The following is a 12,586-nucleotide window of genomic DNA, read 5'->3' as shown; positions in this document are numbered from 1 at the left end:
CCATGATCAGCCTGGATTGGCTCGCCAACCACATGGAGCACAGCGACACCCTGGCGCTCTGGCTTCACCAACAGTTCAGCCATGAGTTTGCCCAGCAATCGCTGGCCGATTGGCAGCATGAATTTTCGCAGGGTCAATACAATGGTCACTGGCAGTGCCTGATCGCCCTGGAGCAGGGAACGCTGTTGGGTTGTGCCGCATTGGCCAGTGAGGATCTGTCCGATCGTCCTGATTTATATCCGTGGCTGGCCTGCGTCTTCGTGACACCTCAAGCGCGCGGAAGAGGGCTGGCGGCGCAGTTGATCGAAGGGATCTGCATGCGCGCCCGCAGCACCGGTGTTTCGACGTTGTATCTGCATACTCAGGACCAACAAGCCTACTACGCCAAACGTGGCTGGACGGAGCGTGAGCGTTTGCACGCCTGGGGACGAGAGCTTTCGTTGATGAGCCGCGTGCTTTAGTGCGATGTTGCGCAAAGCGTCAGGAGTGACGTCTGCACCTGTTAAATCTTATTGCAGCAAATGGATCAGGCGCGGCTCCAGTAGCGAAGGTGTTGTGTCCAGAATTGCCAGCGTCACCGGCAGTTTGAAGCGTCGCCGCCCGGCGCTTCCCGGATTGAGGTACAACCGCTCGCCGCGCCATTCGATGACGGGCTTGTGGGAGTGTCCGGTGATAATCAGTCTGACGTCGCCATCCAGCAGTCCTGGAACGTCGGCGATGTCATGTACCAGCAGAATGCCCCAGCCGTCGAGATCGAAGCGCAGATGGTCGGCGATGGTCGTTGCCCACGGTGCATCCAGATCATTGTTGCCACGCACGATGTGCAGCGGTGCAATGGCTGCAAGCTGCTCGATGATGTCCGGACCGCCGATGTCACCGGCGTGAATGATGCGCTCACAGCCTTGCATGGCAGCGATGGCTTCGGGCCGCAGCAGGCCGTGGGTGTCGGAGATAACGCCGATTTTCATGCCGGACCTCATATGAGAAAGGAGTGGACGATAACGCCCTGATTATCAGCGCAAGCGCGCCATGCTCAGCGCATCGACCAGTACGCCATCGCGCACTGCGTAGTTGCGCAGCCGCCCCTCGATGTCGAACCCGAACTTGCGATACAGCGCGAGCGCCGGTTCGTTATCGGCGAACACCGTAAGCTCGACACGTCGCAGGTTCATCCAGTTGTCTGCGACATCGAGCACGGCGGCGAGCATTCTGGAGCCCACCCCTTTGCCTTGCCACGCCGCAGCGACCCCCATGCCGATGCTTCCGACGTGGCTTTGACGGCTGCGGGCGTATTGTTCAAGGCCGATATTGCCGATCACATCGTCGGCGTGCTGTGCCACCAGTTGTACCCGTCGCTCATTGTCGACGACCAGGCGTTTGCGCCAGATTTCAATGGACTGGTAAGGCATCTGCAAGACCTGACGACAGACAGCCGGATCGTTGTAGAGCGCAGATACGCCCTCGATGTGAACTTCGGCAAACCGTTCGATGATGATCTGAGAGGAGGGCGCGTGCACTTCGATTCATCCATGGAGTCAGTGGCCGTTCAGTCTAGAGGCCAACGATGCGGTGGGTCCAGCGTCTGGCAATCTGGCAATCTGGCAACGGTGCGCTGCGCTGCGCTGCGCAAACAGCCATTCACATTCGCAGATACCGAAAAGAGAGGTTGCTTATCTTTTTTCTGAAGCGTACCGTTCGGTTTACTTATAGTGGGTTACGCGATGTCAGCCCTCTCTGCCCTTCGCTTGTTTTGCGAGACGATCCAGCCCGTCGTTGGCTGTCGTATTTTCAGCAGCAAGAAAACGCTGTGGCCAGGCCGCATGCTGCATCGCACCAAGCAGGAAGGCGAATAGCCAGTGAGTGAGGGGTTCAGTGTTGGACGGCACGCCGAGGGTCGGCGCGCTTTATGAATCGCCCGGCGCGATTTCATTTTCAAAAGACTGGAGGAACGGAAATGTGCGGACCCAAAGAGCCTGTTGCAGGGGTGTTCTTGTTGTTGGTTCTGGCTGCAGGAGGGTGGGTGGCGCAGGAACCGTTTCCACATTTCGGCATTGAAGTCTCGCCCGAGATGCTGCTTAACGGCCAGGACACCTCGAAAGCCGCCACGGTGAGCCAGACGACGCCTGACTACAGTGTCCTGTACACAGCAGTCGAGGGGCGCTGAACAAACGCGGTCGCCTGGCCTTCGCAGCCTCTTTCATGCAACAAGTCTGCACCGCGGCAAGGTGCTCAACGCCCCCACACTTGCAGCGCGTATTCCACAAAGCTGCGCAGCTTTGGCAGACGATAACGATCCTGCACGTAAAGCAGATTCAAGGGTCTTCGCGGCAAGTGATAACCCGGCAGCAGAGCAACCATGCTGCCATCGAGCAAATCGCGCTGCACCAGTGCATCCGGCAGCATCACTATGCCCATCCCGGCGCGAGCGGCTTGATACAGGCCTGATGAAGTGTTGATCAGCATCGAACCGTTGACGTCAACCAGCACCTCGCCGTCGGGACCCCTCATGCGCCAGCGGGTGCCTGCATCGCTCCAGTCGTCGCCCACCGGATAAGCGAACGCCAGGCAGTTATGTGTGCTCAACTCCTCGGGGCTGGTCGGCGTGCCGTATCGCGCCAGATAGTCGGGCGAGGCGCATAAAGTCAGTGTGTAGTCGTGCAATGGGCGCGCAATCAGCGGTGATGCCTGCGCAATACTGCCCAGTCGAATGGCAACGTCAAAACCGTTATCAATCAGGTCCAGGCGCTGGTTGCTCAGCACCAGATCGAACTTTAGCGCCGGAAAGCGCCTTGAAAACTCACAGAGTGCCGGGGCCAGTACTTCCGAGCCGAATGTCAGTGGCGCAGTGATACGCAGCGTACCGGTTGGAGCGCCTTGTGCCTGTTCTGCCAATTGTTCAGATTCGGCCACCAGCCCCAACACCTCCAGGCAGCGCTCGTAATAGGCCGTGCCGAACTCGGTCAGGCGCTGGCGCCGAGTGGTGCGCTGGAGCAGGCTGACGCCCAGACGCTGCTCCAGTGCACGCAAGTGATTGCCGACCATGGTGGTTGAAATCGAACAGGCTTGTGCAGCGCCGGTCAGGCTGCCTGCTTCTACGACTTTCACATACACGGCCATTGCCTGAAACAAATCCATTATGAATTCCAGCTTTAAAATGATTGAAGTATTCAGGTGTTTATCCAGCTCAGGTTGCTAACGATACTGCAATTACACATTGCACCCAAGGAGCTGTACCTCATGACCACCCCCTGCCTGATGACTACCTACCAGCCGATGTCGCTCTGCTTCGAGCGCGGTTTGGGTACGCGCCTGTGGGATCAGGACGGGCGCGAATACCTGGACGCTGTCGCAGGCGTTGCAGTGACCAATGTTGGCCATTCGCACCCTGTGCTGGTTGAGGCGATTCGCGATCAGGCAGGTCTCTTGTTGCACACCTCCAACTTGTACAGCATCGATTGGCAGCAACGTCTGGCGCAGAAGCTGACCGCACTGTCCGGACTGGATCGGGCTTTTTTCAATAATTCCGGAGCCGAAGCCAACGAGACCGCCCTCAAGCTGGCGCGTCTGCATGGCTGGCACAAGTACATCGAGCGACCGCTGGTGGTGGTGATGGAAAATGCCTTTCACGGTCGTACCCTGGGCACGCTGTCCGCCAGCGACGGGCCGGCGGTCCGTTTGAGTTACAGCGCCCTCCCGGGGGACTTCATCAAGGTGCCGTTCGGGGATCTGGCAGCGTTCGATGACGTGTGCGTGACGTATGGTCATCGGATTGCTGCCGTGCTGGTCGAGCCGATTCAGGGCGAGGGCGGTGTATCGGTCGCGCCCGCTGGCTACCTGAAAGCCTTGCGTGATCGGTGTACCCGGCGCGACTGGTTGCTCATGCTCGATGAAATACAGACGGGCATGGGCCGTACCGGCAAGTGGTTTGCCTTTCAACATGAAAATTTCCTGCCGGACGTCATGACGCTCGCCAAGGGGCTGGGCAATGGCGTACCCATTGGTGCGTGTCTGGCACGGGGCAAGGCTGCCAGGCTTTTCACGCCCGGCAGTCATGGCAGCACCTTCGGTGGCAATCCACTGGCGTGCCGGGTCGGTTGCACGGTCGTCGACATCATCGAGCAACAGGGGCTCGTCGATAATGCCCGTCAGCAAGGGCAACACTTGCTTGAGCGGTTGCGGGCTGTGCTTGGCGATAGCCCGCAGGTGCTTGAAATACGCGGTCGCGGTTTGATGGTTGGTATCGAACTGAAGGACGCTATTCCCGATCTGACCCGGTTGGCGGCGCACGATCACCGTCTGTTGATAAACGTTACGCGGGGCAAGGTCATTCGCCTGTTGCCGCCGCTGGTACTGGATGCGGCTGAGGTTGAGAGCATCGTTCAGGGTATTGCTGCGGTACTAAGGGATGTCGCTTTGCCAGCGCTTGAGCAGTCTGCATGAGGAGACGATTCGCGGTGAAGGTTTGAGCATGCGGACTATTCTGGGCTATACCGCCATGATGATTTTGCGGTAGAACGGGACGGGCATTGCGGATGTCCACGCAGTGACTATCTCCCATGGATTCAAAAGGAGCCCTCCATGCTAATCCGGTCTCTGACCCTCGCCACGCTGCTTGTCGCTGCCGGTCCGGTGTTTGCCGCCGACAGCGACAACCCTCTGACGCAGGAGCGCGGCAAGTCGCGCCCCCTGATCATCATCGCGCCGAGCACGGTCGATCCGACCCTGGTCAGCCTCAAAAAAGCGCTCGACGAGCCGGCCAACCGTGAAGCGTTTGCGCAACGCAACATGGTGTTGTTCACGGTGATCAATACCATTGGAGAGCGCAATGGCAAAACCATGGACGCGCAATCGACCATGGCCTTGATCCGCGAGCTGAAACTGGGGGCCGGGGCGCAAACCAAGGTCATTCTGGTCGGCAAGGACGGAGAGAAGAAAATCGAGAAGTCGGGCACGGTTGACCCAAAAGAGATCTTCGCCACCATCGATCAGATGCCGATGCGTGAACAGGAGGCCGCTGCGCCTGCTCCAGAGCCGCAAGCCAAACCCGCGCCAGCCGAGAAAGCAGCCAAACCCGGCAAGGCCGGGCCCGGCAAGACGCTGGACGATTGATCGAAACCCTCGAGCGTCGCTTGCGTGCGGCCGGCGCGCTCGGCGGTCAGATCAGCGTTGTCAGCTCATTCGCCGCGAATGTACTGTTCCATCTGCTTGATCAGGCTGGCCTGCTCAGCTATCGCTTCCTTGACCAGGTCGCCAATCGACAGCAGGCCCAGCAGTTGACCGTTTTCCACCACCGGCAGGTGACGCAGGTGGCTGTCGGTCATGATCCCCATGCAGCCTTCCACGGTTTGCTGAGGGTCAACGGTAATCACCTTGCTGCTCATGATCGCCCTGACCGGCGTACCCACTGAAGAGCGTCCTTGAAGCACCATCTTGCGCGCGTAGTCGCGCTCACTGACTACACCTACTACCACGCCGTTTTCGACGACCGGCAAGGCACCGATGTTTTTTTCTGCCATCAGTCTCAGCGCGTCCAGCACCATCTGATCCGGGCCGATGGTGTGCACCTGCTGGTTCTGCTCATCTTTCAATTTCAGCAACTGGGCGACGGTTTTCATGGTGCTCTCCGTGATGATAAGGACGCCGGGTTGGCAAACGCGCCCCTGCTGGCGTCGACACGCGCTGTATCAGAACGATAACGGTGCCGTGTACAGAATCGTAGACTGCGCGGGTTCGAGCAAGCAGGAAAATGGTCGCATTTCAGCGAGGCATGAAGGGTGTGGCTCATGACACGCGGGCCTGAGCCTTCACGGCGTCATTGAAGGCGGCAAGCAGCATGGGTCGATTCAGGTAGTAACCTTGCGCTTCATCGCAGGCCAGCGTGTGCAGGCAATCCAGTTGCTGAGCTGTTTCCACACCTTCAGCAGTGATGGTCATCGACAGGCAGCGGCCCAGGTGAATGATGGCGTGGACAATGGATTGGCTCTGGGTGCTCTTGTCGAGCTCGTTGATAAAGCTGCGGTCAATTTTCAACGCGTCGAACGGAAACATCCTCAGGTAGCTCAATGACGAGTAACCGGTGCCGAAATCATCCATCGACAACCTGATGCCCAGCGCCTTCAACTCGGTCATCAGCTTCAAGGCCGACTGGGCGTCGTCGATCATTACACGCTCGGTGACTTCAAGCTCCAGGCGATCGCTGGCAAGGCCCGTACTGGCCAACGCTTGGCGCACCCGCTCAACCAGCCCCGGCGTGCGGAACTCGACTGCTGAAATGTTCACCGAGACCCTGAGTGTGGCGGGCCACGAAGCTGCGTCGCTGCAGGCACGGTGCAACACCCGGTCACTGAGTGACAGGATCAGGCCGTTCTCTTCGGCCAAGCCGATGAACTGGTCCGGCATGCACAGGCCCAGGGTTGGATGTTCCCAACGGATGAGTGCCTCGGCGCCGGAGATCTCGCCGCTCTGGATGTTGTATCTGGGCTGATAGCGCAGACTGAACTCGTCGTTTCGAATCGCCAGACGCAGATTTTTTTCCAGTTCACGCCGCTGCGTGATGCGAACTGTCATGTCCTGCTCATAGAGGCGCCAGGTGCTGCCTCCATCTTTCTTGGCCTGATACAAGGCGAGGTCGGAAAACCTGATCAGGTTCTGACTGTCGCCTGCGTGCTGAGGACATAGCGCCACGCCGATACTCAGGCCCATCAATGCCTCTTGATTATTGACGCTGAAAGGTCTGCTGATCTTCTCGATCAGTCGTTCGCAAAGGTGTTCGACTTCCCTGATGGAGGTCATGGACGTGGCCACCATGATGAACTCGTCGCCGCCTTGTCTGGCCAGCAGCCCCCCCACAGGCAGGCACTGCGACAGGCGCTCCGCTACTTCGCGCAGCACCCCATCGCCCACAGCATGGCCAAACACATCATTGATCGGCTTGAAGCTGTCCAGATCCAGATTCAGCACGGTCATGGCCTGCGGAGCGTCAGGTCCGCAATCCAGATGACGATTGATAAACGCCTGCAACTGGGTCCGGTTGGGCAGGCCGGTCAGCGCGTCATGCTGGGACAGGTGAAACAGCCGTGCCTGAGTCTCGACTTCCCGGGTAATGTCCGAAGCGATCCCCAGATAACCGACGATGTGCTCGTTGACCCTGATAGGTCTCACGGCAATGGCGCTGGTGCGCGGTGCGCCCTGTACCGAATAGTGGCTGCAGCGCAACACAGCGCGCGCATCTGCAGGTCGTTCCTCGCGTATCCAATCACTCAGCGACTGGTTCGGGCAGGACAATAGTTGAGTCAGGTAGCGGCCGATCCAGGGTTCTGAAGCATGCCCGGTGACGCGTGTGAAGCGCTCCGACAGATAGGTGATGCGTAATTGCGCGTTCGTTTCCCATACCCAGTCGGACGCTGTCTCCGCCACGTTACGAAACCGCTCTTCGCTGGCTGCCAGTGCTGTCTGGTTCTGGGTCAGCAGCTCAAGCTGCAGGTCCATGCGCTCTGCATTGGCCAGCGCTTTTTTGGCCTCACGTCGGGCGAGGTAGGCAAGCGTCAGCAGAAAAACGATCAGGACTGGCAGCAATCCACCGACAAGCTTTGCACCGGGGCGCTCGGGGTTCCAGCGCAGCACCAGGCCTGGGCTGACTTCCGTCGACGGGAACTGCGCCGCGTCTTCGATACTGGACGGTTCACGCAAGCCGTCGACGTCGTACTGACGCCCCAGAGCAAGCAATTTTTCAGGCGTGAGTACGTAGGCCAGCACCAGCACAGACTGGGGCGGCGCAGTGGGCTGCACGGCTTCGTCGCCACCGGTCGACAATGGCGCAGCCAGCAGCAGGACGGGGTCGTTTCGGACATGACGCACCTTGGTTACCACCGCATCGTCACCGCTGTCACGCACCTGCTCTACGAGCGGCATCGGGTCGCCGTCCATCCAGTCACGAAGCTGCGTTGTTGTCAGCTCGCCATTCTCCACCGCGTAGGAGGTCTGGTTATGAGCGTCGATGACAAACACGCCCTCAAGCTGAAAATCACTGTAGAGCGATGCCCCAAGGTTATTGCGTGTATAGGCCCAGTCCTTGTCGACCTCGATATGCAGATGCCGGTAAGCGTCACCCCAGAATGCGTAGTCCTTGAGATTGCTGATGAGCGCTGCCTGCCGGGACTGCCAGATGTTATCGACCAGCCGCTGGCTCTGGCGTGCGGCCTGCTGATTCAGTTCCCAGGCGATATAAAACAGCGAGCCGACAGTGACGACGGACAGAGTCAGCAGAAGGCCTGCCATTGAGCCGAGGGTGCGTTTGGCCAGGGACCGACTGCGGGCAATAGGCTCTGACTGAGCAAAAAACGGAGCGGGCGGTTTTATCATTGCGGTTCCACGTTCATTAGCGTCCGCAGGGTCAAAGGCAGCTCATCCCTCGACAACTGGAAACGGTTGATCAAGCATCACGTGCCTGCCCGACTGACAAACGTCCTTGATCGGTAGTTATGCGAATTTATCGGCGTGGACGAATATTTCTTGAACCGACCATCAGCCGGGCCTTTGCCGGCATAGCCAAGTAGAATCAGCCCCTGAAACGATTTGAACGAGGTTGCAACGTTGGATTTACAGCAGGGTTTTATCCTGAGTCGGCACTGGCAGGACACACCTGCCGGCACGCAAGTCGATTTCTGGCTGGCAACCGATGCAGGGCCTCGTCACATTCGCTTGGCCTGCCAGCCCTCCGTTGCGTTTGTCCCGGCCGAGCAGCGTGACCGTGCGCAGGCGCTGTTGCGTGCGGAGCGCGGTGTGGAGCTTCGCCCGCTTGAGCTGTGCGACTTCCGCCATCGGCCTGTGCTGGGGGTGTACTGCCAGCAACATCGTCAGTTGATGAATCTCGAAAAACTGCTGCGCAAAGGTAACGTGGATGTCTACGAGGCTGACATTCGTCCGCCCGAGCGCTACCTGATGGAGCGCTTCATCACTGCGCCCGTGCAATTCAGCGGTACACCGAACGAGGACGGTGTGCTGTGCGACGCGCAGATCAGACCCGCCCCGGATTATCGCCCGCAGCTTGAACTGGTGTCGCTGGACATCGAGACCACCGCCCGAGGCGAGTTGTATTCCATAGCGCTCGAAGGGTGCGGCCAGCGTCAGGTGTACATGCTGGGCCCAGCAAACGGAGGCAATGAAGCGCTGGATTTTCAGCTCGATTACTGCGACACCCGCGCGCAACTGCTGGAGCGGCTGAACGGTTGGCTGGCAGAGCACGACCCAGATGCGATCATTGGTTGGAACGTGGTGCAGTTCGATCTGAGAGTGCTGCACGAACACGCCCAGCGCCTGAATGTCCCGTTGCGCCTGGGACGCGGCGGGGAGGCCATGGGCTGGCGCGAGCATGGTAGCCGCAACAATCATTTCTTCGCCGAGGTCAGCGGGCGTCTGGTCATTGACGGTATCGAAGCATTGCGTTCTGCGACCTGGAGCTTTCCCTCGTTCAGCCTCGAATATGTGGCGCAAACCCTGTTGGGCGAGGGCAAGGCCATCGACACGCCCTACCAGCGTATGGACGAGATCAACCGAATGTTCGCCGAGGACAAACCCGCACTGGCGCGCTACAACATCAAGGATTGCGAGCTGGTGACGCGGATCTTTGCCAAGACCCAACTGCTGACCTTTCTGCTGGAACGCGCCACAGTCACCGGTCTGCCTGCTGATCGCAGTGGTGGATCGGTTGCGGCGTTCTGCCATTTGTACATTCCGCTGATGCACCGCCAAGGGTTCGTGGCACCCAATCTGGGTGAGCGCCTGCCGGAAGCCAGCCCTGGCGGATTCGTCATGGACTCGCAACCCGGTTTGTATGAGTCGGTGCTGGTGCTCGATTACAAAAGCCTTTATCCGTCGATTATCCGTACCTTTCTCATCGACCCTGTCGGCCTCATCGAGGGCATGCGCAACCCGGGTGACAACGAGTCGGTGCCGGGCTTTCGCGGTGCGCGCTTTTCCCGCACGCGGCACAGCCTGCCGGCGATCGTCGAGCGCGTCTGGCAGGGCCGGGAAACGGCCAAGCGCGAGAAGAACGCGCCATTGTCGCAGGCGCTGAAAATCATCATGAACGCTTTCTATGGTGTGCTGGGGTCCAGCGGCTGCCGGTTTTTCGACCCGCGCCTGGCGTCGTCCATCACCCTGCGTGGCCATGAAATCATGCTCAGGACCCGCGACCTCATCCAGGCGCAGGGTTACACCGTGATCTACGGCGATACCGACTCGACCTTCGTCTGGCTGGGCCGTCCGCATGGCCAGGAGGAAGCTGCGAACATCGGCAAGATGTTGGTGGAACAGGTCAATCGATGGTGGCGCGAACATCTGCACAGCGAATATGGTCTGCACAGTGCTCTGGAACTTCAATATGAAACGCATTTTCGGCGCTTCCTGATGCCGACCGTGCGTGGCGCAGAGGAGGGCAGCAAGAAACGTTACGCGGGGCTGGTTACTCGCGCCGACGGCACCGATGAAATGGTCTACAAGGGCCTGGAAACCGTACGCACCGACTGGTCGCCCCTGGCACAACGGTTCCAGCAGGAGCTGTACTTGCGCATTTTCAAACGTCAGCCCTATCAGGACTATGTGCGTGATTACGTGCAACGCACGCTGTCAGGCGAGCTGGATGATCTGCTGATCTACCGCAAGCGCCTGCGACGCAAGCTCGACGATTATCAGCGTAACGTGCCGCCACACGTGCGCGCCGCGCGAATTGCCGACGAGTACAACGACCAGCAAGGGCGGCCGCGCCAGTATCAGAGCGGCGGCTGGATCAGCTATGTGATGACCACCGCCGGTCCCGAGCCGCTGGAAATTCGTCACGCACCCATCGATTACGACCACTATGTGACGCGCCAACTGCAACCACTGGCCGACGCCATTCTGCCGTTCGTGGACGATGACTTCAGTACTCTGATCGGCGGTCAGCTGGGGTTGTTCTGATACGCCTCCAAGTGCTCCGCCAGCCACGGCAGGACCTGCTCGCAGGGCGCCTGGATCTTCATGTCCAGCAACTCGTCGGCCCGTGTCTTGCCGTAGTTGATGGCAATGATCGGCTTGCATTGCTCGGCCATGGCCCGGCACAGGCGGAACGCCGACCAGGCCATCAGCGACGTGCCGACAACCAGCAGCCCTCGAGCTTGCCTCACGCCGAGCATCGCTTTGGCGGCGGTTTCCGGTGCCACGTTTTCTCCGAAGAACACCACATCGGGTTTTAGCCGATCGCCGTTGCAATGTGGGCAGGTGGGCAGTCTGAAACCGGCTTCGAAGGCGGGCTCCAGCAACGTATCACCATCGGGCGCCTGTATGGCGTGGACGTCCGCCAGATAAGGGTTCTGCTCAACCATTACCTCTTGAATCGCAGCACGGTCGCTTCGGGTATGGCAGTCGAGGCACAGCACCCGGTGCAGACTGCCATGCAGTTCGATAACGTCGCGACTGCCTGCCTGGCTGTGAAGCGCGTCAACGTTCTGCGTGATCAAACCAGCAATTGCCTCGCGGTTTTGCAGGGCCGCCAGCGCCTGATGCGCTGCGTTGGGCTGGGCTGTCCGAATGCGCGGCCAACCCAGCATGGCGCGCGCCCAATAGCGCTGCCTGGCTGCAGGGTTGCTGACAAACTCTTGATACATCATCGGCTGCTTGCCGCGCCTAACACCTTCCTTGTCCCGGTAATCGGGGATGCCGGACGCAGTACTTATGCCAGCCCCGGTGACGACCAGAAACGACCGCTCGGCCAACGCCTGACCAAGAGTGTCGAGCATATTGCGGGTTGGGCTGTCCAGCATGTCAAACCTCGGATGGCTTGCAATTCAAGTTCGGGAGATCACCAACAATCGCGCCGCCAGCAACGTCAGCATTCCAGCAAGTAGCCTGGGCTGAAGCCGGGAGAAGCGATTGTTGGCATAGAAAATCCGGCTCACCGAGTGCCCGAAGATCCCGAGCACCAGATGAAAGATCAGGGCCAGTATTGTCAGCAAGGCCCCAAGCACCAGTAACTGTTGGGCAATTCTGTCCGCGTCTGGTTTCACAAATTGTGGCAAAAATATAATGAAAAACAGCAGCGCCTTTGGATTCAGCAGGCTGTTGAGCGTGGCTCGCCAGAAAATCGCCTGTGTGGAAATTTCTTGTTCGATCTGTGCCTTGCACAAGCCTCCGTTTTGCAGTGTCTTGTAGGCCATCCACAGCAGGTAAAACGCGCCGCAGTAACGAATGATGTCGAACGACGGTGGCCATGCCGCGACCAGCCCGGTCACACCGGTCGCGGTCAGAACGGTCAGTATGCTGTCGGCAAATGCGATACCTAATGCTACGGCTGTCGCGCCACGCCGCCCGTAAGCCACGCAATGGCTGAGAACGAACGCCATGTTCGGACCGGGTGACAGTAGCAGCAGCCCGATGGCGCCACTGAAAACAAGCAGTGTCTGGAGATCAGGCATCACGACGGTCCCTTATCGAATCTGATGGCGAATCACTTGAAACGTTAGCGGACGTCCGGCTAAGTCGTGTCGTACAGCTGACCTGAAATATTGCGCAACAGTCATGTGTATCTTCAGGACCTTGCGTGGCAATCTAG

The 12,586-nt window shown here is 59.2% G+C and carries 12 protein-coding genes; 5 read left to right on the top strand and 7 right to left on the bottom strand.

Features of this window, described 5'->3' with window-relative positions; translation table 11 throughout:
- Positions 1–2: 2 nt before the first annotated feature.
- Entirely contained in the window at positions 3–461 is a 459-nt protein-coding gene (locus tag KDX37_RS13385; protein ID WP_231653182.1) for a GNAT family N-acetyltransferase, read from the top strand.
- A 48-nt stretch (positions 462–509) separates the two neighbouring features.
- Here the strand turns inward: KDX37_RS13385 and KDX37_RS13380 are convergent, their stop codons facing one another.
- Positions 510–968 (bottom strand): metallophosphoesterase family protein, encoded by a 459-nt coding sequence (locus KDX37_RS13380; RefSeq protein ID WP_231653181.1) that lies wholly within the window; start codon positions 966–968, stop codon positions 510–512.
- Between the two features lie 45 nt (positions 969–1,013).
- The gene (locus tag KDX37_RS13375) at positions 1,014–1,517 is read right to left on the bottom strand and encodes a GNAT family N-acetyltransferase (protein ID WP_231653180.1); all 504 of its coding nucleotides are present in this window, start codon (positions 1,515–1,517) and stop codon (positions 1,014–1,016) included.
- Positions 1,518–1,954: 437 nt separating this feature from the next.
- Here KDX37_RS13375 and KDX37_RS13370 point away from each other — a divergent pair, with 437 nt between their 5' ends.
- Positions 1,955–2,164: a hypothetical protein gene (locus KDX37_RS13370; RefSeq protein ID WP_231653179.1), complete on the top strand. Its 210-nt coding sequence runs from the start codon at positions 1,955–1,957 to the stop codon at positions 2,162–2,164.
- Between the two features lie 65 nt (positions 2,165–2,229).
- Here KDX37_RS13370 and KDX37_RS13365 read toward each other — a convergent pair whose 3' ends face one another.
- Positions 2,230–3,135, bottom strand: a complete 906-nt coding sequence (locus tag KDX37_RS13365) for a LysR family transcriptional regulator (RefSeq protein ID WP_231653178.1) — start codon at positions 3,133–3,135, stop codon at positions 2,230–2,232.
- A gap of 102 nt (positions 3,136–3,237) precedes the next feature.
- Here KDX37_RS13365 and KDX37_RS13360 point away from each other — a divergent pair, with 102 nt between their 5' ends.
- Positions 3,238–4,440, top strand: a complete 1,203-nt coding sequence (locus KDX37_RS13360) for an aspartate aminotransferase family protein (RefSeq protein ID WP_231653177.1) — start codon at positions 3,238–3,240, stop codon at positions 4,438–4,440.
- 138 nt (positions 4,441–4,578) lie between these two features.
- The gene (locus KDX37_RS13355; RefSeq protein WP_231653176.1) at positions 4,579–5,109 is read left to right on the top strand and encodes a DUF4174 domain-containing protein; all 531 of its coding nucleotides are present in this window, start codon (positions 4,579–4,581) and stop codon (positions 5,107–5,109) included.
- A 65-nt stretch (positions 5,110–5,174) separates the two neighbouring features.
- Here the strand turns inward: KDX37_RS13355 and KDX37_RS13350 are convergent, their stop codons facing one another.
- Both KDX37_RS13350 and KDX37_RS13345 read right to left on the bottom strand, forming a co-directional pair.
- The gene (locus KDX37_RS13350) at positions 5,175–5,615 is read right to left on the bottom strand and encodes a CBS domain-containing protein (protein ID WP_231653175.1); all 441 of its coding nucleotides are present in this window, start codon (positions 5,613–5,615) and stop codon (positions 5,175–5,177) included.
- Between the two features lie 166 nt (positions 5,616–5,781).
- Positions 5,782–8,361, bottom strand: coding sequence for a bifunctional diguanylate cyclase/phosphodiesterase (locus KDX37_RS13345; protein ID WP_231653174.1), 2,580 nt, complete (start codon positions 8,359–8,361; stop codon positions 5,782–5,784).
- Between the two features lie 231 nt (positions 8,362–8,592).
- Between KDX37_RS13345 and KDX37_RS13340 the strand changes: the two genes are divergently transcribed.
- Complete coding sequence (locus KDX37_RS13340; protein ID WP_231653173.1) at positions 8,593–10,956, top strand: DNA polymerase II; 2,364 nt, start codon at positions 8,593–8,595, stop codon at positions 10,954–10,956.
- Here KDX37_RS13340 and KDX37_RS13335 read toward each other — a convergent pair.
- Together KDX37_RS13335 and KDX37_RS13330 are read right to left on the bottom strand one after the other, a co-directional pair.
- Complete coding sequence (locus tag KDX37_RS13335; RefSeq protein ID WP_231653172.1) at positions 10,938–11,798, bottom strand: NAD-dependent protein deacetylase; 861 nt, start codon at positions 11,796–11,798, stop codon at positions 10,938–10,940. The two genes, KDX37_RS13340 and KDX37_RS13335, sit on opposite strands and share 19 nt — an antisense overlap.
- A gap of 24 nt (positions 11,799–11,822) precedes the next feature.
- Positions 11,823–12,449, bottom strand: a complete 627-nt coding sequence (locus KDX37_RS13330; RefSeq protein WP_231653171.1) for a LysE family translocator — start codon at positions 12,447–12,449, stop codon at positions 11,823–11,825.
- Positions 12,450–12,586: the final 137 nt, after the last annotated feature.

This window comes from Pseudomonas californiensis (assembly GCF_021147775.1).
GTDB lineage: Bacteria > Pseudomonadota > Gammaproteobacteria > Pseudomonadales > Pseudomonadaceae > Aquipseudomonas > Aquipseudomonas californiensis.
This window is presented reverse-complemented; position numbering and strand designations above follow the sequence as displayed.